The organism is Hydrogenophaga sp. FW305-3-2-15-A-LB1 (assembly GCF_058787875.1).
This window is the reverse complement of record NZ_JBYTAE010000041.1, coordinates 1-24,082: the sequence shown is the minus strand read 5'-3', so window position 1 is coordinate 24,082 and position 24,082 is coordinate 1. Positions and strand designations below refer to the sequence as shown.

22 protein-coding genes and 3 tRNA genes are annotated in these 24,082 nt (G+C 65.5%); 14 read left to right on the top strand and 11 right to left on the bottom strand.

Going from position 1 to position 24,082, the window contains the following annotated elements; all coding sequences use genetic code 11:
* The first annotated feature begins 575 nt into the window (after positions 1 to 575).
* From AC3WPZ_RS14130 to AC3WPZ_RS14115, 4 genes are all read left to right on the top strand, one after another.
* Positions 576 to 764 carry a hypothetical protein gene (locus AC3WPZ_RS14130; RefSeq protein WP_492440152.1) on the top strand — a complete coding sequence of 63 codons (189 nt, stop codon included), beginning with the start codon at positions 576 to 578 and terminating at the stop codon, positions 762 to 764.
* Positions 765 to 860: 96 nt separating this feature from the next.
* Positions 861 to 1,769 (top strand): hypothetical protein, encoded by a 909-nt coding sequence (locus tag AC3WPZ_RS14125; protein ID WP_492440150.1) that lies wholly within the window; start codon positions 861 to 863, stop codon positions 1,767 to 1,769.
* A gap of 242 nt (positions 1,770 to 2,011) precedes the next feature.
* On the top strand, positions 2,012 to 3,046 hold the full coding sequence (locus AC3WPZ_RS14120) for a hypothetical protein (protein WP_492440148.1): 1,035 nt from the start codon (positions 2,012 to 2,014) through the stop codon (positions 3,044 to 3,046).
* Positions 3,047 to 3,851: 805 nt separating this feature from the next.
* On the top strand, positions 3,852 to 4,976 hold the full coding sequence (locus AC3WPZ_RS14115) for a tyrosine-type recombinase/integrase (RefSeq protein WP_492440146.1): 1,125 nt from the start codon (positions 3,852 to 3,854) through the stop codon (positions 4,974 to 4,976).
* A 103-nt stretch (positions 4,977 to 5,079) separates the two neighbouring features.
* Here AC3WPZ_RS14115 and AC3WPZ_RS14110 read toward each other — a convergent pair.
* The 3 genes from AC3WPZ_RS14110 to hrcA form a co-directional block, all read right to left on the bottom strand.
* Positions 5,080 to 5,156: transfer RNA gene (locus tag AC3WPZ_RS14110), tRNA-Arg, on the bottom strand.
* A 28-nt stretch (positions 5,157 to 5,184) separates the two neighbouring features.
* Positions 5,185 to 5,261, bottom strand: a tRNA-Ile gene (locus AC3WPZ_RS14105).
* 21 nt (positions 5,262 to 5,282) lie between these two features.
* On the bottom strand, positions 5,283 to 6,302 hold the full coding sequence (gene hrcA / locus AC3WPZ_RS14100) for a heat-inducible transcriptional repressor HrcA (RefSeq protein ID WP_382155312.1): 1,020 nt from the start codon (positions 6,300 to 6,302) through the stop codon (positions 5,283 to 5,285).
* Between the two features lie 100 nt (positions 6,303 to 6,402).
* Here hrcA and AC3WPZ_RS14095 point away from each other — a divergent pair, with 100 nt between their 5' ends.
* The 3 genes from AC3WPZ_RS14095 to rapZ are packed head-to-tail and all read left to right on the top strand — an operon-like array spanning position 6,403 to position 9,958.
* Complete coding sequence (locus tag AC3WPZ_RS14095; RefSeq protein WP_297394066.1) at positions 6,403 to 7,314, top strand: NAD kinase; 912 nt, start codon at positions 6,403 to 6,405, stop codon at positions 7,312 to 7,314.
* A gap of 59 nt (positions 7,315 to 7,373) precedes the next feature.
* Positions 7,374 to 9,017, top strand: coding sequence for a DNA repair protein RecN (recN, locus tag AC3WPZ_RS14090; protein ID WP_492440144.1), 1,644 nt, complete (start codon positions 7,374 to 7,376; stop codon positions 9,015 to 9,017).
* Between the two features lie 17 nt (positions 9,018 to 9,034).
* Positions 9,035 to 9,958, top strand: coding sequence for an RNase adapter RapZ (rapZ, locus tag AC3WPZ_RS14085; protein WP_444687217.1), 924 nt, complete (start codon positions 9,035 to 9,037; stop codon positions 9,956 to 9,958).
* Here rapZ and mutY read toward each other — a convergent pair.
* The 3 genes from mutY to mutM all read right to left on the bottom strand — a co-directional run bounded on the left by mutY (position 9,955) and on the right by mutM (position 13,924).
* Entirely contained in the window at positions 9,955 to 11,004 is a 1,050-nt protein-coding gene (gene mutY, locus AC3WPZ_RS14080; RefSeq protein WP_492440189.1) for an A/G-specific adenine glycosylase, read from the bottom strand. The two genes, rapZ and mutY, sit on opposite strands and share 4 nt — an antisense overlap.
* 44 nt (positions 11,005 to 11,048) lie before the next feature.
* Positions 11,049 to 12,995 (bottom strand): dynamin family protein, encoded by a 1,947-nt coding sequence (locus AC3WPZ_RS14075; protein ID WP_382155301.1) that lies wholly within the window; start codon positions 12,993 to 12,995, stop codon positions 11,049 to 11,051.
* A 113-nt stretch (positions 12,996 to 13,108) separates the two neighbouring features.
* The gene (mutM, locus tag AC3WPZ_RS14070) at positions 13,109 to 13,924 is read right to left on the bottom strand and encodes a bifunctional DNA-formamidopyrimidine glycosylase/DNA-(apurinic or apyrimidinic site) lyase (protein WP_382155298.1); all 816 of its coding nucleotides are present in this window, start codon (positions 13,922 to 13,924) and stop codon (positions 13,109 to 13,111) included.
* Between the two features lie 92 nt (positions 13,925 to 14,016).
* On the opposite strand from mutM, the gene AC3WPZ_RS14065 reads away from it, so the two are divergent.
* The 7 genes from AC3WPZ_RS14065 (at position 14,017) to pth (ending at position 19,899) form a co-directional block, all read left to right on the top strand.
* Positions 14,017 to 15,792 (top strand): tetratricopeptide repeat protein, encoded by a 1,776-nt coding sequence (locus tag AC3WPZ_RS14065; RefSeq protein WP_444687218.1) that lies wholly within the window; start codon positions 14,017 to 14,019, stop codon positions 15,790 to 15,792.
* On the top strand, positions 15,789 to 16,295 hold the full coding sequence (locus AC3WPZ_RS14060; RefSeq protein ID WP_382321385.1) for a lipoprotein insertase outer membrane protein LolB: 507 nt from the start codon (positions 15,789 to 15,791) through the stop codon (positions 16,293 to 16,295). Before AC3WPZ_RS14065 ends, AC3WPZ_RS14060 begins: the two co-directional genes overlap by 4 nt.
* Before the next feature lie 14 nt (positions 16,296 to 16,309).
* Complete coding sequence (gene ispE, locus AC3WPZ_RS14055; RefSeq protein WP_492440187.1) at positions 16,310 to 17,188, top strand: 4-(cytidine 5'-diphospho)-2-C-methyl-D-erythritol kinase; 879 nt, start codon at positions 16,310 to 16,312, stop codon at positions 17,186 to 17,188.
* 90 nt (positions 17,189 to 17,278) lie between these two features.
* Positions 17,279 to 17,355: transfer RNA gene (locus AC3WPZ_RS14050), tRNA-Gln, on the top strand.
* Between the two features lie 97 nt (positions 17,356 to 17,452).
* On the top strand, positions 17,453 to 18,427 hold the full coding sequence (locus AC3WPZ_RS14045; RefSeq protein ID WP_291113981.1) for a ribose-phosphate pyrophosphokinase: 975 nt from the start codon (positions 17,453 to 17,455) through the stop codon (positions 18,425 to 18,427).
* Positions 18,428 to 18,526: 99 nt separating this feature from the next.
* A complete protein-coding gene (locus AC3WPZ_RS14040) occupies positions 18,527 to 19,159 on the top strand; it encodes a 50S ribosomal protein L25/general stress protein Ctc (protein ID WP_444687219.1) in 633 nt (210 codons plus the stop codon).
* Between the two features lie 71 nt (positions 19,160 to 19,230).
* The gene (gene pth, locus AC3WPZ_RS14035) at positions 19,231 to 19,899 is read left to right on the top strand and encodes an aminoacyl-tRNA hydrolase (protein WP_382155286.1); all 669 of its coding nucleotides are present in this window, start codon (positions 19,231 to 19,233) and stop codon (positions 19,897 to 19,899) included.
* Here pth and AC3WPZ_RS14030 read toward each other — a convergent pair.
* From AC3WPZ_RS14030 to AC3WPZ_RS14010, 5 genes are all read right to left on the bottom strand, one after another.
* On the bottom strand, positions 19,845 to 20,147 hold the full coding sequence (locus tag AC3WPZ_RS14030) for a YfhL family 4Fe-4S dicluster ferredoxin (RefSeq protein ID WP_492440141.1): 303 nt from the start codon (positions 20,145 to 20,147) through the stop codon (positions 19,845 to 19,847). The two genes, pth and AC3WPZ_RS14030, sit on opposite strands and share 55 nt — an antisense overlap.
* Before the next feature lie 11 nt (positions 20,148 to 20,158).
* On the bottom strand, positions 20,159 to 20,677 hold the full coding sequence (gene coaD / locus AC3WPZ_RS14025) for a pantetheine-phosphate adenylyltransferase (RefSeq protein WP_382321386.1): 519 nt from the start codon (positions 20,675 to 20,677) through the stop codon (positions 20,159 to 20,161).
* 36 nt (positions 20,678 to 20,713) lie between these two features.
* Positions 20,714 to 21,328 carry a 16S rRNA (guanine(966)-N(2))-methyltransferase RsmD gene (rsmD, locus tag AC3WPZ_RS14020; RefSeq protein WP_492440138.1) on the bottom strand — a complete coding sequence of 205 codons (615 nt, stop codon included), beginning with the start codon at positions 21,326 to 21,328 and terminating at the stop codon, positions 20,714 to 20,716.
* A gap of 20 nt (positions 21,329 to 21,348) precedes the next feature.
* Entirely contained in the window at positions 21,349 to 22,686 is a 1,338-nt protein-coding gene (locus AC3WPZ_RS14015; protein ID WP_492434430.1) for a M16 family metallopeptidase, read from the bottom strand.
* Positions 22,687 to 22,703: 17 nt separating this feature from the next.
* Positions 22,704 to 24,082: M16 family metallopeptidase (locus tag AC3WPZ_RS14010; RefSeq protein WP_492440136.1), on the bottom strand; the 1,379-nt coding region annotated here is incomplete at its 5' end.

Genomic DNA, 24,082 nt, shown 5'->3' with positions numbered 1-24,082 from the left:
GTGCATCTGCGAAGGGCATCGCAACTTGGTTTGGTGAGGACTGACAGGGGCACTCACAAGGAATTTCATTCATCGGATGTACTCAGTTTGCCAGCGGCCTGCTAGGCGAGCTGCAGTCGACAAAAAATGAGCGCCCGGCCTTGACATCAGGTCCTCTTGTGCGAACTTGGTCTAACCAATCACACGCAAGAGGAACGAATGACTCCCACTCACCAAGAAGCGATTCGCGCCACGGCGTGGCGCCGCAGCCTGAGACAGCACTTCGACGTTGCCGCGCTGAATCGATCTATGACCAGGGCGCCCCACTGGCTCTTAAAGTCAGTGTGCGGACGCAACCTGCTCGTGCAGAAGCTGCGTCAATTGCGGCCCGGCCTGGCATTCTCGTTCTGGGCGACCAGTAGTGCTTTGGATCCCCTGCTCGAGGCCATGGTCGACGAGCTTGGGCTGCGCACGATGCCTGAACCTAGCAACCTGCAAGAGCAGATTTGCTTTCTGCGTTGGGCCCTTGCACGAATCATCGCGAGGGAACCACGGCGCTCGCTTGGCCGAGGTTCCTTCCTCACAGGAGCTCGGGTATGAACTCCACAACCTGGCTGGTGCTCGGATTCATGATTTTTGTTGTCGTAATCGCGTTTCAAGGCAACAGCAGCACGAGAGGCCGATCATCAAACTCCGATGACGACGATGACGATCCCTACAAGCAGATTCAAGATCAGATGGAGGAAGACCACCTTTACCGCCTCTGGCAGGACAGCGACTACTGATGCAGCCATGACAAAACCATCACGCATCAGCATAAGCCAGGAGACATCTAACTTGGTTCCTGCGAAACAGTCCTCCGTCCAGACCGGAGGGATGCCATGAAAGAAGAACGGCAATCACTGCTCGTGGAGTGTTTGAGCGAGATACAACAGGGAAGGCAGACCAGGGCTACCGGGAGCATTTCCCCTCAAACAGGCGAGAGCGCGATGGATCCTGGCGCACAAACCGCAGAGGATCTGGACCAACTGGCCGTGACGGCGACCCGGCTGGCCTACCGGCACCGCCAAAAAGTAACTTTCAATGAACTCCTGGCGATTCCCGTGCTGTTCTGCGAGATGGACCATGTGGACGTCAATAACGGCCCAGCTCTGCGGCCGCGCTCAGCACATTGGGACATGGTTCAGGATGCCCTGCAAAATTGGGCGCCCGAAGGCTTACGCACAAATGTCCTGCGCCGGCTACCGTGGATAGCCGAGCTTGAGCACTGGGAACCTGAGACCACCCGCTTCTTGCTGGAACACGCGCTGCCTGGAGGTGCGACGTTTCAGCATGAGCTGGCACTACCAGCCCATCAACCCGCACACAGCCCAGCATCGAGCCTCGGCTTCATCCTGCTGGTGGCATGCAGTGAACGAGGCTGGCCAACGCGATGGCTCCGCCGTGAGCAGGAGCGCGCGCGTCTCATGGCTGTCCTGAAATTTGTGCTCGAAATCGAAGGGGCATGTGTCGCGAAAGTGGGTGCGGTGTTACCCGCATCTGAAGCACTGACACAGGGAATCTGCGACTGGTTGACGCTGGAGATCGCGCTCTCAGGCCATGACACCTGGGATCTTCATCTCGACCGATACGATGCGGATCGCAGGTGGATCCATCTCGCGCGAGCTGGCGAGCCAGCGTCCCAGCTTCGCGTCCCCCTCCGGTCCCATCTGATTGGTTCGACGGGCCTGTCACGAATCGCCTCCCACATGGGCCTACTAGCCCCACGCCACCCAGGGGTACGGCAGTGAAGCGCAGTCTTGAGATGTATCTGCTTGCGCTTGGCGTCTGTGGACTGACACTTGGCTATGTGGCCTGGCCGGGGACCGCATGGGGAGGCGCCCTCAGCATCGTGCTGCCTTTCATGTGCGGACTTCAGCCAACGCGTATGCGAGCTTTGGCAATCTCCGCTGGCCATTACCTTGGCGCGCTCGGACCGTACGTTATCGGTGAACTCCTAGTCACACAGGGCACCGATGGATGGGAAAGGCTGATGACCGCTTGCCTGGTTTTGGCTTTCTCCGCATCGGCATGGGCGCTCACTGGTGGCCACCACCCAACTGCATTTAGGCGGTTCATCACCATGCTGGGCGTGTGGGTCGTCACACTTGTCACACCCATGGGTGGATGGGGTTTGGCACATCCGAGCTTGGGTTGGCTATTCATCGGCAAAGGCGGAATGGGCCCGCTGACATTTGTGATTACCGGTGTTTTGACCGCGTTTCTGGTCACCGCTATTCGCAGAGAACGCGAGCGACGCGCACCGATGAGCGTGGTATCTGGGCGATCGCTCGCATTGGCCATCTGCGCCACTGTAGTTCTAGACGGAACCTTTGACCAGACGGCTGCGCCGAGCCATTTAGGTCCTGTCGCGGTCGTTTCGACCAATCGATCTCATGGGGTGCTGCATAGCCCCGACGTGCAGCGTGAAAAATCCCTGCGGCTTGAGGCGCTGCTCGGCAAGCTCGCCCTGGTCAACCAGCAGCATGATCCGATCCTGTTGGTGTTCACACCTCAGCGGGACTTCGAAGTGAATCAGTTCACAGACCGGCAGGTCGTGCTACAGGAACTTCGTACGGCAGTGACGCGCCACAGGATCGGATTGGTCGTGAACATGGCGACTGCGACCTTGGGACATCCGGTACCGGCTACTTCGGAGTGCATCGCCATGCTCCCGAGCACGCTGGCAAACACAGTCAAGTTCCGGAGCCCAACCTGCAAAGTCGAGGTGATCGCGATGGACCCATCTGCTCCAGCTCCCGGTAACAGCGCTGATGAGCACGAGCGACCAGCACAACTTGAAGTTTCTTATCAACATTGGCCCCGAGATGACTTGAAACCCTTTCTGGAACTCTGGCATGCAAGCGCGGCAGCAACCCATCCAGCGCGGATCGTCGTTTTGAATATTGCGGACGGCACTCCTCGGATGACTCACGCCAGCCGTTTCATGGCAAAACACGTCCTGTCGCTTGCCTGGGCCACACGCAATGGCGTCGTCGCCGAGACCATGAGACGCGGGCCAGCGTGAAACGCGATGGACAGTTGGGGCAGGCGTGCGAGCACTGACAAGGGCCAGCGCGCAGGACTGGTCGTGATCGATTGACCAGGTTCGGTCAGCACAATACATTTCTAGTCACCGTACGACAGTACGTGAAGGCACATGCCTTCCTTCAACTTGAGTTCACTGATGTTTATGAGTGAACTCCGCCCAGATCAGCGTTGTGACAAGTCTCGAATGAAAAGACTGGTCATGGTCGTCTGGTTGATTCTGATCTGACCTAGATACCCGGGTCGGCGCACGCAAGTGCGTGAAGGCGAAATCCTTCAATCACCGCGAGCTAGCAGCCATTCACGCGCCAGCTTCGCACCGGCCGCCTTCTGCGCAGGCCACACAGGCATTTTCCGTTCCGCTCTTCGCAAAGCGGGCTCTTCATTTTTTTCCTTTTCATCATTTGGGCAAGTTGTCTGTGCCCAGGCTCGGCTTTGCCTCACTGGGGCGCTTGCGTACTGCCGTGCTCTTGACAAGTGACTGACCTATGCAATCTTGATCAGAGAGAACTACACATGAAAGAAAAACCACGGCCCGACTTCGACGATGAGCTCCCTAGGTATTGCATGAACCGCCAACACGCCATTCAAGCACTTTGCGTCAAGCCAAACTACTTCGACACGCACATCAGGCCGCGCCTGAGAACAACAAAGCAAGGCACTTCTCTCCTGTTCCTTTGCGAAGAAGTGAAGGCGATCGCATACGAAATGTTCAATGCACCCGGCACTGAGATCGCTCGCGCCGACGACATGCAGACAAAACCAGAAAAAACGAGTGCAACACCATGGGAAAAAAATCAACCGGTATCTACAAACGGCAAAACGGCAGCTGGGTCGTCGATAAGTTCGTCGAAGGAGTTCGGGTTTACCAAAGCTTTGGATCGTATGAAGACGCAGAAGCGTGGCTCACCCGGGAACTAGAGGCACTACGGCAGACGCGCGTCCATGGTGCCACCCCCCAGATTACCTTTGACCAAGCTGCTGGGCGCTTCATTGAAGAGAATGCGCATATGGCGTCAGTGGAGTCATCTGGCTATCACCTGAAGGCCGTGATGCCCTACATTGGCGACCTTCTGCTTGAGCAAGTTCATTCAGGAACACTGCAGCCTTTCATTGATGCTCGACGCGAGGCAAAGATCTCACACAAATCGATCAATTTGAGCCTGGGCGCGGTGCGTCGAGTCCTCAATCTGGCAGCGGGAACTTGGCGCGATCCCGAGTCGGGCAAACCTTGGCTGGTCTCTGCCCCCCTGATCACCATGTTGCCTTTGACAGGTCATCAGCGTCCTCCACGGCCGATCACTTGGGACGAGCAAGCGCTTTTGCTGAAGGAGTTGCCGAAGCATCTTCACGACATGGCGCTGTTTACTCTGCACAGTGGCGTGCGAGATGATGTGGTTTGCAATCTCCAATGGGCTTGGGAGATCCCAGTGCCGGAGCTCAACATCTCCGTTTTCGAGACCCCGCCAGAAAACGTCAAGGGGCGCCGCACTTCAAAGCTGGTGGTGTGCAACAGCATTTCCCAGGCCGTGATTGAGGAAGCGCGGGGGCACCACCCGACCCACGTTTTCGCGATGTCTTGGCGCCACCGTGAACTTGGACCAATCAAGGCCATGAACAACAGCGCGTGGCAAGCAGCGCGCTCAAGGGCGGGTCTGGGCGATCTGCATGTCCACGACCTTCGCCATACGGTTGGCATGCGACTGCGTGAGGCTGGCGTCATTGAGTCGACCCGGCGGGACGTCCTGTGGCACAGCAATCGCTCCGTCACGGACCACTACTCCATGGCCCAGATCCGAGAGATTCACGAAGCTCTGGAGAAGATCACAAAGCCGACCAACGGCTGGAACAAGAGCCTCCAGACGCTGAAAGCGGAGCATGCGCTGCGGAAAGCCGGCACACGGACTTGAGCCTCGGATGCTGATGATCAATTCCGAGTCCCGCAAAAGTCCCGCAGCAAAGAAAAACGGGCTAGCTCTTTTGGAGCTAACCCGTTGTTCTAGAACGATGTTCTGGTGCGGCTGGCAGGAATTGAACCCACGACCCCTTGGTTCGTAGCCAAGTACTCTATCCAACTGAGCTACAGCCGCGAAGCCTCGAATTATAGCAGCATTTTTTTGGTAGGCCGTGTTGGACTTGAACCAACGACCAAAGGATTATGAGTCCTCTGCTCTAACCAACTGAGCTAACGGCCCGCCCAAGGATTGTAGGGGGGCTTATTTGTGGTGGCTGAGCGCGTTACCAACCAGCTTGGCCGTGACATCAACAATCTGGATCATGCGCTCGTACGACATGCGCTGGGGGCCGATCACACCCAGCGTGCCCACCACCTGGCCGTCCACCTCATAAGGGGCAGTCACCACGGACAGGTCTTCGTAGGGCACGACCTGGCTTTCACCACCGATGTAGATGCGCACGCCATCGGCCTGGGCCGACACATCGAGCAAACGGATCAGCTGGGTCTTCTGCTCGAACAGGTCGAACATGCGGCGCAGGTTGCCCATATCGCTGGAGAACTCGCTGACGGAGAGCAGGTTTCGTTCGCCTGACACCACCACCTCGTCCTGGGCCTCGCTGGCCTCGGCTCCGATATCGACCGCCGCCTTCATGAGATCGGCGATCTCACCGCGCAGGGCGTCCACCTCGGTCTTGAGGCGCTCGCGCACCGCCTCCATGGTGAGGCCGGAGTAATGGGCATTGAGAAAGTTGGCGGCTTCCAGCAGTTGTGGCTGGGTGAAGTTGACCTGCGTGTGGATGATGCGGTTCTGCACGTCGCCCTCGGGCGACACGATGATCACGAGCACGCGCCGTTCGGACAGGCTGAGGAATTCGATGTGGCGGAACACCGAGGCGCGCCGGGGTGCCATGACCACGCCCACGAACTGCGACAGGTTGGACAGCATCTGCGCGGCATTGCTGATGACACGATGCGGCTGCCCCGCCTCGATGCCCGGGGCACCCATGTCGCTCACCGTAGGCAGGCTTTCGCGGCGCACCGTGAGCATGGTGTCCACAAACAGCCGGTAGCCACGGGCCGTGGGAATGCGGCCGGCCGAGGTGTGCGGGCTCGCGATCAGCCCAAGCTCCTCGAGATCGCTCATCACGTTGCGGATGGTGGCCGGCGACAGCTCCATGCCGGCGGCCCTAGCGAGCGTGCGCGAGCCCACGGGCTGGCCGTCGGCGATGTAACGCTCGACGAGGGCTTTGAGCAACAACTTGGCGCGGTCATCCAACATGGCTTCATTCTAAGGACGGATGCCCCCGACGGTACCGCCGACGCACAGGGTTTTATGCCATTCCGCCACAGGAAAGCTGTGTTGTAATTTCCGAATGAGCATGTCAACCGACACCCGGTCCACGACCGCCCGATGGAACCGGCCCCTGCGTTTTGCGCATGTCGTCATTGTGGGCAAGTACCACGCACCCGGTGCGCGCAATGCGGTGGACGAGATCGCGCACTTCCTGCACGACGAAGGCTGCGACGTTTCGCTGGAAAAGGAAACCGCCGCCAACACGGGCTTGCTGCAGTATCCGGCGCTCGACGTGCCGGCCATGGGCAAGGCTTGCGACCTCGCCCTGGTGGTCGGCGGCGACGGCACCATGCTCGGCATCGGGCGCCAGCTCGCGCGTTATGGCGTGCCACTGGTGGGCATCAACCAGGGTCGGCTGGGCTTCATCACCGACATTCCTTTTGACAGCTACCAGGAAAAGCTGCGCCCCATGCTGCGCGGCGAGTTCGAGGAAGACGCGCGCGCGCTGATGGCGGCCACGGTCTGGCGCGATGGCCGTTGCGTGTTCGAGGCCACGGCGCTCAACGACGTGGTGGTCAACCGGGGCGGCGTGGCGAGCATGATCGAGTTGCGCGTGGAGGTGGACGGCCATTTCGTGGCCAACCAGCGCGCCGACGGCCTCATCATCGCGTCGCCCACCGGCTCTACCGCCTATGCCCTGTCGGCCGGTGGCCCCCTGCTCCACCCCGGCATCGGCGGCTGGGTGATGGTGCCGATCGCGCCACACACGCTGTCCAACCGGCCGGTGGTGATTCCTTCGCACAGCGAGATCGCGGTGGAGATCGTCTCGGGTCGCGACGCCAGCGCCAACTTCGACATGCAGACGCTCACCAGCCTGCTGCATGGCGACCGCATCGTGGTGCGCCGCTCCGAACATGCGCTGCGCTTGCTGCACCCGGTGGGCTGGACCTACTTCGACACCTTGCGCAAAAAGCTGCACTGGAACGAAGGGGCCTGAAAGCCCGGTCAGAATAGCGGCTGCGCTCCCATTTCATCAACGCCGCGCCTCTTACACCCATGAGCCTCAGACGCATCGTTTTGCGCGACTTCGTCATCGTGCAGTCCCTCGAACTGGAGCTCGGCTCCGGCTTTGGTGTGCTCACCGGGGAAACGGGCGCCGGCAAGTCCATCCTGATCGACGCCCTGCAACTCGCGCTGGGCGCGCGCGCGGAAAGTGGCGTGGTGCGCGAAGGTGCGGCGCGCTGCGACATCGCGGCCGAGTTCGATGCCCCCGCTTCGCTCACGCCGTGGCTGGAGGAACAGGGATTTCCCGTCGAAGACGGCCTGCTGCTGCGCCGCACCGTGGACACCGAGGGCCGCAGTCGGGCCTGGATCAATGGCAGCGCGGCCACCGTGACCCAGCTCAAGGCCCTGGCCGATGGCCTGGTGGACATTCACGGCCAGCACGCCTGGCAAAGCCTCACGCGCGCCGATGCGGTGCGCGACCTGCTCGACGCCTACGCCGACATCGACACCGCGCCGGCGGCCCGGGCCTGGGCACAGTGGCGCCAACGCCGCAAGGCGCTGGACGCCGCCACCGAAAAACAGGCCACGCTGCAGCAGGAAAGCGAACGCCTTGCCTGGCAGATCGCGGAACTCGACAAGCTGAGCCCTCAGGCAGGTGAGTGGGAAGAGCTCAATACCCAGCACAGCCGGCTGGCCAACGCCCAGGGCTTGCTGGACGCGGCCCAGGTCGCCGCGAACGCGCTGGACGAAGACGATACCAACGCCGCCGCCCTGATCCACCGCGCACTCTCGGCCCTTCAGGCACAGGCCCACATCGAACCGCAGTTCGCCAGCGCCATCGAAGCGCTGGAGGCCGCGCTCGCTCAGGTGCAGGACACCGTGCACAGCCTGCACCAGTACAGCCGCCACACCGAACAGGACCCCGCCAGCCTGGAGGCGCTGGACCAGCGCCTGTCGCTCTGGGTCTCGCTGGCGCGGCGCTACCGCCGCACCCCGGAAGAGCTGGCCGAGGTGCACGCGCAATGGAAGGCCGAACTCGCCCAGGTGGATCAGGCGCTGGACATCGAAGCCCTGCAACGCGCCGAGCGCGCCGACTGGAAGACCTTTGGCACCGCCTTGCAGGCCATCAGCAAGGAACGGCAGAAGGCCGCCCCCAAGCTGTCCAAGGCCGTCACCGCCACCATGCAGACGCTGGGCATGCAGGGCGGGGTGTTCGAAGTGGCCTTGCTGCCGCTGGAAGAACCCCAGGCCCAGGGCGCGGAGCAGGTCGAGTTCCGCGTCGCCGGCCACGCGGGCGCCACACCCAAGCCGGTCGGCAAGGTGGCTTCGGGCGGTGAGCTGTCTCGCATCGCTTTGGCCATCTCGGTCGTCACCAGCCGCTTGGGCCAGGCGCCCACGCTGATCTTCGACGAGGTGGACTCGGGCATCGGTGGGGCCGTGGCCCACACTGTGGGCCAGTTGCTGCGCCAACTCGGCAAGGACCGCCAGGTGCTCGCCGTGACCCACCTGCCCCAGGTGGCCGCTTGCGCCGACCACCACCTGCTCGTGAGCAAGCAGGCCGTGGGTCGCCAGACCCAGAGCACCGTGGAGCCCATCGCCACCGACGCGCGCGTGCGCGAACTCGCCCGCATGCTGGGCGGTGGCGAACAGTCCGAAATCTCGCTGGCGCATGCCCGCGAAATGCTGGCCGTGTGAAGAACGCAGCCGCCGCCATGAACCCGATTGACGACACCCCGATCCACCTGGTCCTGATCACCGGCATGTCCGGCTCAGGCAAATCGGTGGCGCTCACCGCGCTCGAAGACGTGGGCTTCTACTGCGTGGACAACCTGCCACCCGAATTGCTCGAGTCCTTCATCGAACTGGAGCAGAGCAACCAGGCACCCCGGGTGGCCATCGCCATGGATGTGCGCAGTGCCGCCTCGCTGCCGGGCCTGCCCAAACGCCTGGCCCAGCTGCAGCGCCGCGCCCACCGGCCGGTGCACCTCACCACGGTGTTCCTGGACGCCACCACCGACACGCTGGTGCGCCGCTTCTCTGAAACGCGCCGCCTGCACCCCCTCTCGCTCAAGCAGGCCCACGACCAGCACCGCGCGCTGACCGACGCGATCGAACACGAACGCGAGCTGCTGGCCGAATTGCGAGAGCAGGCGCTCGTGCTCGACACCAGCCTGATCCGTCCCACGCGCCTGCGCAGCCAGATCAAGGACCTGCTCGGTGCGACGCAGGCGCCCCTGACGCTGGTGTTCGAGTCCTTCGCGTTCAAGCGCGGCATTCCCATGGACGCCGACTTCGTGTTCGACGTGCGCATGCTGCCCAACCCGCACTACGAACCCGAACTCAAACCCTTGAGCGGGCTCGATGCCCCGGTGGCCGCGTACCTCGCGGCCCAGCCCGAGGTGGGGCAGATGGAAGAGCAGATCACCGCCTTCCTGCGCCACTGGCTGCCACAGATGCTGCGCGACCACCGCAGCTACGTGACGGTGGCGATCGGCTGCACCGGCGGCCAGCACCGCTCGGTGTACCTGGTGGAGCGGCTGGCCGACACCTTCGCGCCCGACTGGTTCACGCGCGTGCGCCACCGCGAAGACGACAACTGGCCCGGGCCGGCGAGCCAGGCGGCCGAGCTGAGTTAACTCAAGGCCGACAACAGCTGGCGCACAGGCGTCGGCAGACCGTGGTCGATCAAGGCGCCTGCGGGCACCCATTGGCCTTCGGGCAAACCGTCAGACCCTTGACCTTCCCGCAGATCCAGCAGCAAGGGGTGCAGGCGCAACTCCCGGTGGGTCAGGCTGTGCGACACCGGCTCGAGCGGCTGCAGCCGCCGGGCAAACCCGGATGACAGCGAACCCTGCAAGGCCGGCTCATCGGCGAACACGGGCGGGCAGTACAGCCCGGCCCAGATGCCCGGTGCGGGCCGGCGCTCCAGCCAGAAGGCTTGTTGCCCATCGGCACCGGTGCCCCGCACCAGCAACAGCCACCAGTTCTCGAAACGGCGTGCCACACGGCGGGTCTTGACCGGGAAGCGCGAAATCTGATCCGTCCCGTGCGCGCGGCACACCATCTGCACCGGGCAGCGCCCGCACAGCGGCTTGGTGCGCTGACACACCGTCGCGCCCAGGTCCATCAAACCCTGCGTGTAGGCCGTCATGTCCTCGCGCGTGGGGGCGTCCGGCAACAAGGCCTGGGCGAGCGACCAGAGTTCGCGCTGCGGCCCGGCCTGCGCCAAGTCACCTTCGAAGGCAAGCAGGCGCGACAACACCCGGCGCACATTGCCATCGAGGATGGAGATGCGCTCGCCGTGGCAGAACGCCGCGATCGCCGCGGCGGTGGAGGCACCGATGCCCGGCAGGGTCTCGAGTTGCTCGGCCGTGTCGGGGAACACGCCCTGGTGGTCCTTCACCACCGCCTGCGCGCAGCGGTGCAGGTTGCGCGCCCTGCTGTAGTAGCCCAGGCCGCTCCACAAGGCCATCACGTCATCGGGCAAGGCCGCGGCCAAGGCACGCACGTCCGGGAAACGCTCCAGGAAACGGGGGTAATAGGACAGCACGGTGCTGACCTGGGTTTGCTGCAGCATGACCTCCGACAGCCACACCCGGTAGGGATCGCGGGTGTTCTGCCAGGGCAGGCCACTGCGGCCCGAGTGGCGCTGCCATTCAATGAGCCGGGGCGCAAAAGTCATGGGCAGTGCAGCCCCCACGGGGTTCACCGAAATCGCCTCGGCGCTCATGCCGCGAGCGCTTCGTCGGAGGGTTCTTCTTCGGGTGCGGCCAACAGGTGGTCGGTGAGCTCGGCCAGTTTGACGTCGAGCTGATTCAGCTCGGCCTGGTGCGATTGCAGCTCCCGGATGCGTTCGTCCAGACCACCAGCGGCCTGCTGGATGCGCGACACGGCCTCGATGCGCCGGCTGAAATTGCGGCGGCGCTCGCGCAACTGCGCGTCGAGCTGGGCGGCGGCGGATTTGTTCCACAGCTCCACCTCGTTGACCGCGGTGTCGTACACCACGCGCAGCCGGCTCATGAGCGCACGCGCCAGGCGCTCGGCAAACTCGGGCTGCGCCAGGCGCAGCGCGTTGCCCAGGCTGAGGTACTGCAGGTGGCTTTTCTCGATCAGGTCGAGGTCCTTCACGTACTGTCCCAGGCGCGGCGGCGTGGGCGCCTGCAGCGAGAAACCGTACTCGGCATTGAGGTTTTTGAAGCTGCCTTCCAGCATGGACTGGATGTCACCCGCCATGCGATCGGCCTTGCCCATGTCGGTGCGCAGGCGGTCGAAGGTGTGGTCGTAGGCGCGGCGCACGCCCAGCTTGATGCCGGGCTGCTTCAAGGCCTTGCCCAGGGTCGCCACCTCGGCCTTGAGATGGGAAGAGCTGAGCATGGCGAACAGGTCCTTGAGCAGGCGCAGGTGCACCGAGCGCACCGCCTGGATCTTGGCACCGCTCGCATCGAAGTCGGCCTGCTCCTGCTCGATGCGCAGGCGCATCTGCTTGATCACACCGGTGTTCTTGCCGCGCAAGCCTTCGAGTTCCTGGATCTGCTCCACCAGATCGCGCGCTCGGGTGTGCACCATGCGGCCGGTTTCCGAGCGAAGCGCCTGGATGCCATTGGCCACGGCCGCGCCCAGGATCTTGCGGCGCTGACCCAGCAGATCCACGCCCAGAGCGGTCTCCAGCTCCATCAGGTTGCTGGCGGCCAGCAGCTTCTTGTCGCGGTGCACCTTGGCCAGCAGGCCCTTCTGCGCCGACACCGCCAGCACCTGGCGCGGCGACAGGCCAAGGATCTCGGCCGAGTCGGTGCGCTGCGAAGCGATCTGCAACTGCACCTGCTCGGGCGAGCTCAGTGCGTCCCACATGGTGTCGATCTTGTTGAGCACCACCAGCCGGGACTCGCGCCCCTCGCCCAGCACCGCAAGGTGCTGGCGCCAGATGGTCAGGTCGGACTTGGTCACGCCGGTGTCGGCCGCGAGGATGAACACTACCGCGTGCGCCTGCGGCAGCAGGCTCACGGTGAGCTCCGGTTCGGCGCCGATGGCGTTGAGGCCCGGGGTGTCGAGAATCACCAGGCCTTGCTTGAGCAAGGGGTGCGCCATGTTGATCAAGGCATGCCGCCATTTCGGCACCTCGATCAGGCCGTCCGGGCCAGGCAAGGGGTTGTCTTCGGGCACCTCGTCGTGCCAGAACCCCAGCGCCGCCGCTTCCGCCTGCGTCACGCGGCGCACCTCGGCCACCTTCTGGATCGCGCGCGCCAGCTGCTTGGGGTCGTTCACGTCGAGATCGACCCGCTCCCACTTCTCTAGCGCATTGCGCCAGTCCAGCAGGGATTGCGGCTGCAGGCGGGTTTCGATGGGCAGCAGGCGCAGGCACGGCGGCACCTCCGCGTCATAGCCCAGCTCGGTGGGGCACATGGTGGTGCGCCCGGCGCTGGCGGGCATGATGCGACGGCCATAACCGGCGAAGAACACCGCGTTGATCAACTCGGACTTGCCGCGCGAGAACTCGGCCACGAAGGCCACCATGATCTTGTCGTTCTTGACCTGCGCATGCAGCTGGTCGAGGCGCTCGCGCACGCCAGACTCCATGAGGTCGTGGTCGGTCAACCATTCGGACAACAGCTTCAGGCGCAAGGCAAACTGCTTGCGCCACACACCGTGCTGATCGAATTCCTGGTTGAAGCTCATGGGCCTTGTGTCTCTGTCAATAGGTCAATATAGCATCGGCACACAGGAGAAAGCTGACCGGTCGGAAAGACCGACAGCCGGGCGCCCGGGCACAAAACCGCACCGCTGGCGCGTCACTTTTTCTGACACACGGGGCAGAAGAATGTGGACCGTTGGCCCTGCCGCATCGCCTTGACCGGCGTCCCGCAGACCCGGCAGGGCTGGCCCTCGCGGCCATAGACCATGGCATCGAGCTGGAAGTAGCCGCTCTGCCCTTCGGCACTGGAGAAGTCGCGCAAGGTGCTGCCTCCCAACGCCACCGCTCGCTGCAACACCGACACAATGGCCGCGTGCAGCCGCGCCGCGCGGGGCTTGCTCAGGCGATCGGCGCGCAGCGCGGGGTGAATGCCCGACATGAACAGCGCCTCCGACGCATAGATGTTGCCCACGCCCACGACGATGTCGCCCGCCATCAGCACCTGCTTGATGGCGGAGCGCCGCAGCTTCAGGGCCCGGTGGAAACTCACTGCATCGAAGCCGATCTCCAGGGGCTCGACCCCCAGGCCGCCCAACAGCTTGAGCACCCGGGCGTCCTCCAGAGACGGGGCATAGACCACCGCACCAAAGCGGCGCGGGTCGTGCAGGCGCAGCACCCCGTGGCTGGTCAACAGTTCGAAGTGGTCGTGCACGCCGCGCGGCGGCAGGCTGGGGGCGAACTGCAGGCTGCCCGACATGCCCAGGTGCAACAGCAACACCCCCTCGTCCAGATGCACCAGAAGGTACTTGCCGCGCCGCGCCACCGAGCGCACCTGGCGCCCGGCCAGGCTCGAAGGCTCACAGCCCAGAGGCCAGCGCAGCGGCTTGCCCAGGGACAGCGCACGCACCTGGGCGCCCGCGATGCGGTCGGCAAAGCTGCGGCGCGTGACTTCGACTTCGGGCAATTCGGGCATGGCGGGTGGTTTTTCTGCAGGGGTCCGGAACGCCGGTGCGGTCTTGGGGTCACACCCCCGTGCCCCTGAACCCTTCCCATTATCATGACCCGATGAACACCTTGCACCGCACCGCGACCCTGGTTCTCTTGGGCTTGGCTTTTGGCGCGGCCGCGCAGCCTGCCCCACCGGCCGCGCCACCCGCAGCCGCCGCCCAGCCCCCCGCAAGCGAGCCTGCCGTGGTCAATTCGGCCCTCAACGCGCCCCTCTTCTACCAACTGCTGCTGGGCGAACTCAATGTCAGCGCGGGTGAGCCGGGCACGGGCTATTCGCTCATCCTGGACGCGGCACGCCGCCAGAAGGATCCGGAGCTGTACCGGCGCGCGGTGGATGTGGCCTTGCAGGCCCGTTCGGGCGAGGCCGCGCTGACCGCGGCGCGCGCCTGGGCTCAGGAAATTCCGAACAGCCCGGAAGCCAACCGCTTCGTGCTGCAGATCCTGCTGGCGCTCAACCGCGTGGGCGAGACCGGCCCAGTGCTGCAGGCCATCCTGCAAGCCAGCCCGGTGACCGAGCGCAACGACACCATCAACGCCATTCCGCAAACCTACGGGCGCATTGCCGACAAGGCCCTGGCCGCGACCGTGGTGCGCGAGGCCCTGGCACCCTCGCTCAAACAACCCTTCCATGCCGCGGCGGCCTGGACCACCGTGGGCCGCATGGAGCTGGCGCAGGACCAGTTGCCCCCGGCCCTCGCGGCGGCGCGCGAAGGCCATGCGATCGATCCTGCATCGCCCTACCCGGCCCTGCTCGCGCTGGAATTGATGGAGCGCGGGCAGAACGACGCCGAGGCCATCGTGCGGCAACAGCTGCAGACCGGCAATGCCGCCACGCCGGGCGACACCGCCGTGGCACTGGCCTATGCCCGCATCCTGGTGGATCTGCAACGCAACAGCGAAGCGCGTGCGCAACTCGAAGCGCTCACTGCGCGCCAACCCGACCAGGCCGAACCCTGGTTGCTGCTGGCTTCGCTGCAGGCACAAGACAACGCGTTGGCGCCCGCCACGGCGTCGCTGCAGAAGTACATGGCACTGGCGCGCCAGTCGGGCGACGAGCGCACCGCGCGCGGCCTGACGCAGGCCTACCTGCTGATGGCGCAGATCGCGGAAAAGCAGAACGACTTTCCCGCCGCCAATGCCTGGCTGGACCGCATCGAGAACGCCGACGACATCATGGCCGCCCAGATGCGGCGCGCCTCGCTGCTGGCCCGCCAGGGCCAGTTGCCCCAGGCCCGCGCGCTGTTGCGCGGGCAGCCCGAGCGCCGGCCCGAAGACGTGCGCCTCAAGCTGGTCGCCGAAGCGCAGTTGCTGCGCGACTTCAAGGCCTACCAGCAGTCCTACGAGGTCTACAACGAGGCCGCCACCCGCTTCCCCGAAGACACCGACTTGATCTACGACCAGGCCATGATGGCCGAGAAGGCCGGGAAACTGGCCGACATGGAGCGCCTGCTGCGCCAGCTGATCGCCCTCAAGCCCGACTACCACCACGCCTACAACGCGCTGGGCTACTCGCTGGCCGAGCGCAACATGCGCCTGCCGGAAGCCAAACAGCTGATCGAGAAGGCGGTCTCGCTCGCGCCGGGCGATGCCTACATCCAGGACAGCCTGGGCTGGGTCGAGTTCCGCATGGGCAACAACGCGCGCGCGCTGTCCATCCTGCAGGCCGCCTACGGCAAACGGCCCGACCCGGAAATCGCCGCGCACCTGGGCGAGGTGCTGTGGGTGCAAGGCCAGCGCGAGCAGGCGCTGAAGATCTGGCGCGAAGGCCTGCTTCTCGCGGCCGACAACGAAACCCTGCAGGCCACCCTCAAACGCCTGCAAGTCAAACCATGACCGTGCGGGCTTTCCCCTGGCCCAGGCTGCAGGGCCGCTTGGCCGTGCTGGCCTTGGCCGCCGTGCTCTCGGCTTGCGCCACACCGCCTCGCTCGGCACTGCCTGGCGAAACGGTGTGGAGCGGCCGCCTGTCCCTTCAAGTCGACAGCGCGCCACCCCAGTCGTTTTCCGCCGCTTTCGACCTGCGCGGCGCCCCCGCCGAAGGCGAGCTGCAACTCACCTCGCCCCTGGGCAACACGCTGGCGACCGTGGTGTGGACGCCCCAGAGCGCCGAGTTGCGCCAGGGCGGCCAGGTCACCCGGCGCGGCAACCTGGACGAGCTCACCACCGAACTCAGCGGCACGGCGGTGCCGGTCGCGGCGCTGTTCGGCTGGCTGCGCGGCGAGCAAGGCGATGTGCCCGGTTGGCAAGCCGATCTGTCGCGCCAGGCCGAAGGCCGCATCACGGCACGCCGCTCCACCCCCTTGCCCACCGCCGAACTGCGCGTCGTCTTCCAGCCATGACCCCCCACGCCCCCGTGCGGCGCCTGCTGGACGTGCCTGCGCCCGCCAAGCTCAACCTCTTTCTGCACATCACCGGCCGACGGGCCGACGGTTACCACCTGTTGCAGTCCATCTTCATGCTGGTGGACTGGTGCGACCACCTGCATTTCGAGCGCCGGGCCGATGGCGCGATCAGCCGCGAGGACCTCACGCCCGGCCACCTGCCGGCCGAAGACCTGTCTGTGCGGGCCGCAAGGGCCCTGCAACAGGCCACCGGCTGTGCTCACGGCGTGCACATCGGCCTGGAAAAACGCCTGCCCGCCGAGGCCGGCATGGGCGGCGGCTCCTCGGACGCGGCCACAACCCTGCTGGCCCTGAACCGGCTCTGGGGGCTGGGGTTGAAGCGGTCGCAGCTGGCGGCGATCGGTTTGCAACTGGGCGCCGACGTGCCGTTTTTCATCGGCGGGCGCAACGCCTGGGTGGAAGGCGTGGGCGAGCAGCTCACCCCCGTGGCCCTGCCGCCCACCCGCTTCCTCGTGGTCAAGCCACCCACGGGCGCCTCCACCCAACGCATCTTTGGCTCGCCTGAGCTCAAACGCGACACAAAAACTGCTACAATCCAAGGCTTTGCTGCAAATGACTCGCGTGAAGGCGCGGTGATCGATCTCCAGAAAGTTCTGGCCTTCGGACACAACGATCTTCAACCCGTGGCGCAGGCGCTCTGTCCCGATGTGGGGCATTGCATTCGATGGCTCGACAGCCATGGATTGCGAGGGCGAATGACCGGATCGGGAACCGCGGTGTTTGCACAGCTGCCGCAGGCAGTGGACCTGACAGACGCCCCCGGCGACTGGATGGTTCGAGAATGCGGCAACATGGATGCACATCCATTGCTCGACTGGTGCACCGATTAGAATCGGCAGCGCACAGCCCAGGCAGTGGTTGCGCAACCTGCGACGTTTTTGGTTGGTTGTCCGGCATCACGCCGAACCATCGACCTGCGTAGGGGAGTCGCCAAGTTGGTAAAGGCACTGGATTTTGATTCCAGCATGCGAGGGTTCGAGTCCTTCCTCCCCTGCCACCCTGTTTCAACACATCAAGCACCGGAACGGCCACCCCCGGGTGGCCTTTTTTGACGGCGATCTTCTGGGTCCGTCGTTCAGACAGCTGGGAACACCATGCAAGTTCAGCCCCCGGATTTCATGATCTTCACCGGCAACGCCAACCCGGTGCTGGCCTCCGAAATCGCCCAACACCTGGGCACGCAACTCGGCGCGGCCAATGTGGGTCGCTTCTCCGACGGTGAAGTCACGGTCGAGATCACGCAGAACGTGCGCGCGCGCCACGTGTTCGTGATCCAGTCCACCTGCTCGCCGACCAACGAGAACCTGATGGAGCTGCTCATCATGGTCGACGCGCTCAAGCGCGCCTCGGCCGAGCGCATCTCCGCCGTCATCCCCTATTTTGGCTACGCCCGCCAGGACCGCCGCCCGCGCTCGGCCCGCGTGCCGATCTCGGCCAAGGTCGTGGCCAACCTGCTGCAGACCGTGGGCGTGAGCCGCGTGCTGACCATGGACCTGCACGCCGACCAGATCCAGGGCTTCTTCGACATTCCGGTCGACAACATCTACGCCTCGCCCGTGTTGCTGGGCGACCTGCGCCAGAAAAACTACCCCGACGTGCTCATCGTCTCGCCCGACGTGGGTGGCGTGGTGCGCGCCCGTGCGCTGGCCAAGCAGCTCAACTGCGACATGGCCATCATCGACAAGCGCCGCCCCAAGGCCAACGTGTCGGAAGTGATGCACGTGATCGGCGACATCGAAGGCCGCAACTGCGTGATCATGGACGACATGATCGACACCGCCGGCACGCTGGTCAAAGCCGCCGAGGTGCTCAAGGAGCGCGGCGCCAAGAACGTGTATGCGTACTGCACTCACCCGATCTTCTCGGGCCCGGCCATCGAACGCATCGCCAAGGGCAGTGCCCTGGACGAGGTGGTGGTGACGAACACCATTCCTCTCTCGCAGGCCGCGCAGGCCTGCTCCAAGATTCGCCAGCTCTCCGTGGCACCGCTGATGGCCGAGACCATCGCGCGCATCGCCTCGGGTGAGTCGGTCATGAGTTTGTTTGCCGATCAGGACAACCTCTTCTAAGAGGCTGAAGGCAGCAAAAAGCGGGTCGTCTCCATGGTGGGGGCGGCTTTTTTGAAACAGAGGCGTTCTGGTCGCGGAACCCCTCCACAGGAGTCAGTCATGCAATTCGTCGCTTTTGAGCGCGCCAAGCAGGGTACGGGTGCGAGCCGCCGTCTGCGCAACACCGGTCGCGCGCCCGGTATCGTTTTCGGCGGTGAAACGCCGGCCGCCACGATCGAACTCGATCACAACGCCCTGTGGCACGCCCTGAAGAAGGAAGCGTTCCACTCGTCCATCCTCGACATGGAACTCGCCGGCAAGGTGCAGAAGGTTCTGCTGCGCGATGTGCAATACCACCCGTACAAGCCGCAAGTGCTGCACGTGGACTTCCAGCGCGTGGACGACAAGACCCGCCTGCGCAAGAAGGTGCCGCTGCACTTCGTGAACGCCGACAACTCGCCGGCCGTCAAGAACGACAAGTGCGTGATCAGCCACGTGCTCAACGACATCGAAATCGAGTGCCTGGCCACCCAGCTGCCCGAGTTCATCGAAGTGGACCTGGGTGAAGTCACCAAGGGTGCCACCGTGCACACCGGCGACATCAAGCTGGCCAAGGGCGTCAAGCTCGTGACGCACGGCCGCAAGAACATCACCGTGGCCACCGTGGTGGAACCGGTGGAAGAAGTGGTCGCCGCACCGGTGGCCGCTCCCGCCGACGACAAGAAGGCCGCCAAGGGCAAGGGCAAGAAGTAATTCCAGCCCCTGCTGTCAGAAAGGCCCGCACCCGCGGGCCTTTTTGTTTTCCGCCTCGATAATCCGATCCCATGATCAAACTCATCGCCGGCCTGGGCAACCCGGGGCCGGAATACGAACACACGCGCCACAACGCCGGCTTCTGGTGGGTGGACGAGGCCGCGCGCCTGCTCAAGGTGTCCCTGCAGATGGAGCGTGGGCATTTCGGCCTGGTGGCGCGGGCCAACGTGGGCGGCCAGAGCGTCTGGCTGGTGGAACCGCAGACCTTCATGAACCTCTCGGGCAAGTCGGTGGCCTCGGTCGCGCGCTTCTTCAAGATCGCGCCCGAAGAGGTGCTGGTGGTGCACGACGAACTGGACCTGGCGCCCGGTGAGGCTAAGCTCAAGAAGGGCGGCGGACACGCGGGCCACAACGGCCTGCGCGACATTCACGCGCAGCTCGGCAGTGCCGACTACTGGCGCCTGCGCGTGGGCATCGGCCACCCGGGCAACAAGAACGAAGTAGCGAACTGGGTGCTGAAGAAGCCCTCGCCCGATGACCGTATCGCGATCGCGCAGGCGCTGGATCGCTCGCTCAAGGCCTTGCCGCAGTTGATCGCGGGCGAAATGGACAAGGCCACGGCCTTGATCCACACCAGCAAGCCGCCGCGGCCCAAGCCACCGCGGCCGGCCACCACGCCAGCGCCTCAGGCCGAGGCGGGTGGCGGGGCTGCCGTGTCACCGGCGGCCGACAAGGGCTGACCGGCTTTCTGCAGGCGCTGGTACTTCTCCCACAGCGTCTCGCGCGACTCGATGTGGTCCGGGTTGATCGGAATGCAGTTCACCGGGCAGACCTGCACACACTGCGGTTCGTCGAAATGCCCCACGCACTCGGTGCAGCGCGCCGGGTCGATTTCGTAGAAGTCCTCGCCCATGGAGATGGCCTGGTTCGGGCACTCGGGCTCGCACACATCGCAGTTGATGCATTCGTCGGTGATCAACAGGGCCATGGTGACGGTCCCTAGGCCTGCAAAGGCTTGGGCGCGAGCCGCGCGGCCACGGCGCCGCTCACCATCTGCGACACATCACCACCCAGCTGCGAGATCTCGCGCACCAGCGTGCTGGAAATGCACTGCAACTCGGCCTGCGGCAGCAGGAACACCGTCTCCACCGCCGCATTCAGCTTGCGGTTCATCGCCGCCATCTGGGCTTCGTAGTCGAAGTCGGTGAGGTTGCGGATGCCACGCACCACGGCGGTCGCGCCATGCTGCCGGCAGAAGTCCATGATCAGGCCTTCGAAGGGCAACACCCGCACCCGCCCCGGCATGCGGGACGCGACCTCGGCGGCCATGTCCAGCCGCTCCTGCAGCGTGAAGCGGGTCTTCTTGTGGTGCGCGATGGCCACCGCGATGACCAGTTCGTCGAACAGCAGCGCGGCGCGGCGCGCCACGTCCTCATGGCCCAGGGTGATGGGGTCGAAGGTACCGCTGTAGACCGCCACGCGGCCACCACCGCCGGTTGAAGCAAGGGCTGAACTCATGCCGAAGATTATGCGCGAGGGGCCCCGCGCCGCGCCTCACTGGGCCGGCAATGGCCGCAACAGGTGAAAGGCCACCGCCCCGGCCTTGCCTTGCCGGTGCACCTGCAGGCCGATCTGGGCCAGTTCGTCCTCGCTCCAGGCCCGTGGGGCTTCCAGGTAGATCAAGCCGTCGCCTTGCACCGCCTGGCGCGCGGCGGCCAGCGCAGCGGCGTACAAGGCCTCGTTTTGGCCGTCGCCAAAGGGCGGGTCGAGGAACACCACATCCAGCCCCTGGCCGGCCCGCTGGCGCAGCGCCGCCACCCCATCGCCCCGCTCCACGCGCACGCCCGTGGCCTTGAGCTGGGTGGTGATGCGGCCCAGGTTGGCGAGCAAGGCGCTGTCTTGCTCCACCAGCACCACCTCCACCGCGCCGCGCGAGGCAGCCTCCAGGCCCAATGCCCCGGTGCCGGCGAAGGCGTCGATGCAGCGCCAGCCGCTCAGGTCCTGCCCGAGCCAGTTGAACAGGGTTTCGCGCACGCGCGAAGGCGTGGGCCGCAGGCCCGGGCGGTCGGCCACGGGCAGTTTGGTGCGTTTCCACTGGCCGCCGATGATGCGCACCTCGTGGGGGGCGCTCGCGGCGGCGCGCGCGGCGCTGGGGGCAGGCTTTTTCATGGCAGCGAGCTTACGCGACCTCAGGGTTGCGCACCCACCACCACGGTGACCATGCGGTCGGGCTGCAGCACGCGCGCGAAGGCCCGCTGGATGTCGGCCACGCTCAGGCGCTCGATCTCCTTCGTCCAGGTGTCGAGATAGTCCAGCGGCAGGTCGTTCCAGGCGATGTTGGCCACGTTGTCCAGCAGCTTGCGGTTGCTGTCGAGCCGCAGGGCTTCGCCGTTGATGAGGTAGTCCTTGGCGGCCTGCAGCTCGGCCTCGGTCGGACCCTTGGCGACGAAGTCGCGCACCACTTCTCGCACCACGTCCACCGCCTGCGCCGCCTGGTCGGGCCGCGTGGTCAGGGCGATCTGGAAGGCGCCGGCCTGGCGCGCCGTCAGGAAGTAGCTGGACACACCGTAGGTCAGCCCGCGCTTCTCGCGCACCTCCGTCATCAGCCGCGAGACGAAGCCACCACCGCCCAGCACGTAGTTGCCCACGTAGAGCGCAAAGAAGTCGGGATCGGCGCGGGCCACGCCGGGCTGGCCGATGAGCACCTGCGCCTGCGCGGCGGCAAAGGGCAGGCGCTGATCCACGGCCTTCGCCAGCGGCTGCACGGACGGCAGATCGGGCAAGGCCGAACACCCATGCGGCTGCACGGCCGCCATCAACCGGCCCACGATGCGGTCGGCGGTGGCGCGGTCCACCGCCCCCACCATCGATACCTGGGCGCGGCAGCTCACCACATGGCGGCGGTAGAACGCGCGCATGTCGGCCACCCGGATCGCGTTGAGGGTGCTGGCATCGGCCCGGAACCCATAGGGATGGTCGCCATACACGGCACGGCCGAACGCGCGGCTGGCCTGCGTGCCCGGTCGATTCTCGGCCTCCTTGAGCGCGGCCAGCAGGCGCTCGCGGTCGCGCTGCCACACGCGCTCGGGCCAGGCGGGTGCGGCCAGCTGGCGCGCGGCCAATGCCACCGCGCGGTCGAGCAGATCGGGTTCGGTCAGGGTGCGCAGTGAAACGCTGAAGCGATCCAGGGTGATGCCGGCACCGAATTGAGCGCCCAGGTCGGCCCAGGCCTCGCTGAGCTGGTTCTCGTCGAGCGCGGGCAGTCCGGGCTGCGCGGCCACACCGCCCGAGAGCAGCCCGGCGGTCGCGCTTGCCAGGCCGGCCTGGGCCGCAGGATCGCGGCGCCGGCCGCCATCGAAATCGATCTGCACGTCCAGCATGGGGATCGAGGGACTCGCAATGAGGTGCACGCGCGCGCCGCTGGCGTGCGTCCACTGTTCGATGGGGATGGTGGCCCGGGCGGTGCCCAGGGTGCTCAGCAAGAGCAGGGCCGGCAGGGTTCGGCGCAGCAGGGTGAACAGGGTCATGGTGTACGCGGCTCGCTTCAGTGGCGCGTCAGCGCGGGCCGAGGACCGGCCGGGGCCGCAGGAGCCGCTTCGCGGCGCGAGGGATCGGGCACCAGCACGCCGGTGCTGAGCTGTTCGTCGGAGAAATAACGCTGTGCCACCGACTGCACCTGGGCCGCCGTGACCGTGCGCAGGCGGGCCATCAGGCGGTCGCCCGCGTCCAGGCCCATGCCGTTGATCCAGTAGCCACCCAGCTCGCGCGCCTGGTTGGCCACGGAGTCGAGCTTGTAGATCTCGCCAGCGGTCCACTGCGTCTTCACACGCTGCAGTTCCGCTTCCTGGATGCCTTCGCGGGCGATGCGCGCCACCTCGGCCTTGAGCGCGGCCGAGGCCATCTCGGTCGTCACGCCGGCCGAAGGCACCGCCGTGAGCATGAAGAGCTGCGGGCCCCGACCCATGAGGCCGTAGGACGAGCCCGCGCTGTCGGCCAGCCGCTTGCCGCCCGTGCCCACGCCCTGCACCAGCGCGCGGTCCAGGCGCGCACCATCGTAACCGTCGAGCACGGCCGAGAGCACGGTCAGGGCGAGGGCATCGCGGTCGGTCTCGTTGTCCACCTCGGCGCCGCGCCACTGCGGCACCTTGTACGCCAGCGCGACCAGGGCCTGGTCGGCCACGGCGCGGTACTCGAGCCGGCGCGGCCCCGCCTGGGCGGGCTCCTCGCGCGGCTTGCGCGAGGGCACGGCCGCGGCGGGCAACGCGCCGAAGTGTTTCTCGGCCAGCGCGCGCACCTGCGCCACGTCCACGTCGCCCGCGATCACCAGGGCGGCGTTCGCCGGCACGTACCAGCGGCGGTAGAACGCGCGCGCGTCGTCGGGCGTCATCGCCTCGATGTCGCTCATCCAGCCGATCACGGGCCGGCGGTACGGATGGGCCTGGTAGACCATGGCGTTGAGCGCCTCGAACATGCGGGCGCGCGGCGACTCTTCGGTGCGCTGGCGCCGCTCTTCCTTGATCACCTCGATCTCGCGCTTGAACTCGTCGTCGTCCCACTGGTTGCGCGCGAAACGATCGGCCTCCAGCTGCATCGCGGTCTCCAGGCGGCGCGCGGGGATCTGCAGGTGGTAGGCGGTGGCGTCGCGCGTGGTGAAGGCGTTGTCCATGCCGCCGAAGGCGGCCACGCGGCGCGAGAACTCGCCCGCCTTGATGTCGGGCGTGCCCTTGAACATCATGTGCTCCAGCGCGTGCGCCACGCCGCTGGTGCCATCGACCTCGTCCATGGCACCCACGCGCACCCACAGCATCTGGACCACGGTGGGTGCGCGGCGGTCGGGCCGCACGATCAGCGTCAGGCCATTGGCCAGTGTGAATTGCTGCGCCAGGGGTGCCTGGGCGGTGCTCGGTGGAGGGGAAACCGGGG

What these genes read in the sequence shown, in the direction of transcription:
- AC3WPZ_RS14115 (WP_492440146.1), top strand. Translation starts at nt 3,852, where the DNA reads ATGGGAAAAAAATCAACCGGTATCTACAAACGGCAAAACGGCAGCTGG.
- AC3WPZ_RS14065 (WP_444687218.1), top strand. Translation starts at nt 14,017, where the DNA reads ATGAACACCTTGCACCGCACCGCGACCCTGGTTCTCTTGGGCTTGGCT.
- rapZ (WP_444687217.1), top strand. Translation starts at nt 9,035, where the DNA reads ATGAACCCGATTGACGACACCCCGATCCACCTGGTCCTGATCACCGGC.
- AC3WPZ_RS14075 (WP_382155301.1), bottom strand. Translation starts at nt 12,995, where the DNA reads ATGAGCTTCAACCAGGAATTCGATCAGCACGGTGTGTGGCGCAAGCAG.
- AC3WPZ_RS14015 (WP_492434430.1), bottom strand. Translation starts at nt 22,686, where the DNA reads ATGACCCTGTTCACCCTGCTGCGCCGAACCCTGCCGGCCCTGCTCTTG.
- AC3WPZ_RS14040 (WP_444687219.1), top strand. Translation starts at nt 18,527, where the DNA reads ATGCAATTCGTCGCTTTTGAGCGCGCCAAGCAGGGTACGGGTGCGAGC.
- AC3WPZ_RS14060 (WP_382321385.1), top strand. Translation starts at nt 15,789, where the DNA reads ATGACCGTGCGGGCTTTCCCCTGGCCCAGGCTGCAGGGCCGCTTGGCC.
- recN (WP_492440144.1), top strand. Translation starts at nt 7,374, where the DNA reads ATGAGCCTCAGACGCATCGTTTTGCGCGACTTCGTCATCGTGCAGTCC.
- hrcA (WP_382155312.1), bottom strand. Translation starts at nt 6,302, where the DNA reads ATGTTGGATGACCGCGCCAAGTTGTTGCTCAAAGCCCTCGTCGAGCGT.
- AC3WPZ_RS14045 (WP_291113981.1), top strand. Translation starts at nt 17,453, where the DNA reads ATGCAAGTTCAGCCCCCGGATTTCATGATCTTCACCGGCAACGCCAAC.
- AC3WPZ_RS14130 (WP_492440152.1), top strand. Translation starts at nt 576, where the DNA reads ATGAACTCCACAACCTGGCTGGTGCTCGGATTCATGATTTTTGTTGTC.
- AC3WPZ_RS14120 (WP_492440148.1), top strand. Translation starts at nt 2,012, where the DNA reads ATGACCGCTTGCCTGGTTTTGGCTTTCTCCGCATCGGCATGGGCGCTC.
- mutM (WP_382155298.1), bottom strand. Translation starts at nt 13,924, where the DNA reads ATGCCCGAATTGCCCGAAGTCGAAGTCACGCGCCGCAGCTTTGCCGAC.
- AC3WPZ_RS14125 (WP_492440150.1), top strand. Translation starts at nt 861, where the DNA reads ATGAAAGAAGAACGGCAATCACTGCTCGTGGAGTGTTTGAGCGAGATA.
- AC3WPZ_RS14095 (WP_297394066.1), top strand. Translation starts at nt 6,403, where the DNA reads ATGTCAACCGACACCCGGTCCACGACCGCCCGATGGAACCGGCCCCTG.
- rsmD (WP_492440138.1), bottom strand. Translation starts at nt 21,328, where the DNA reads ATGAAAAAGCCTGCCCCCAGCGCCGCGCGCGCCGCCGCGAGCGCCCCC.
- AC3WPZ_RS14030 (WP_492440141.1), bottom strand. Translation starts at nt 20,147, where the DNA reads ATGGCCCTGTTGATCACCGACGAATGCATCAACTGCGATGTGTGCGAG.
- mutY (WP_492440189.1), bottom strand. Translation starts at nt 11,004, where the DNA reads ATGACTTTTGCGCCCCGGCTCATTGAATGGCAGCGCCACTCGGGCCGC.
- coaD (WP_382321386.1), bottom strand. Translation starts at nt 20,677, where the DNA reads ATGAGTTCAGCCCTTGCTTCAACCGGCGGTGGTGGCCGCGTGGCGGTC.
- pth (WP_382155286.1), top strand. Translation starts at nt 19,231, where the DNA reads ATGATCAAACTCATCGCCGGCCTGGGCAACCCGGGGCCGGAATACGAA.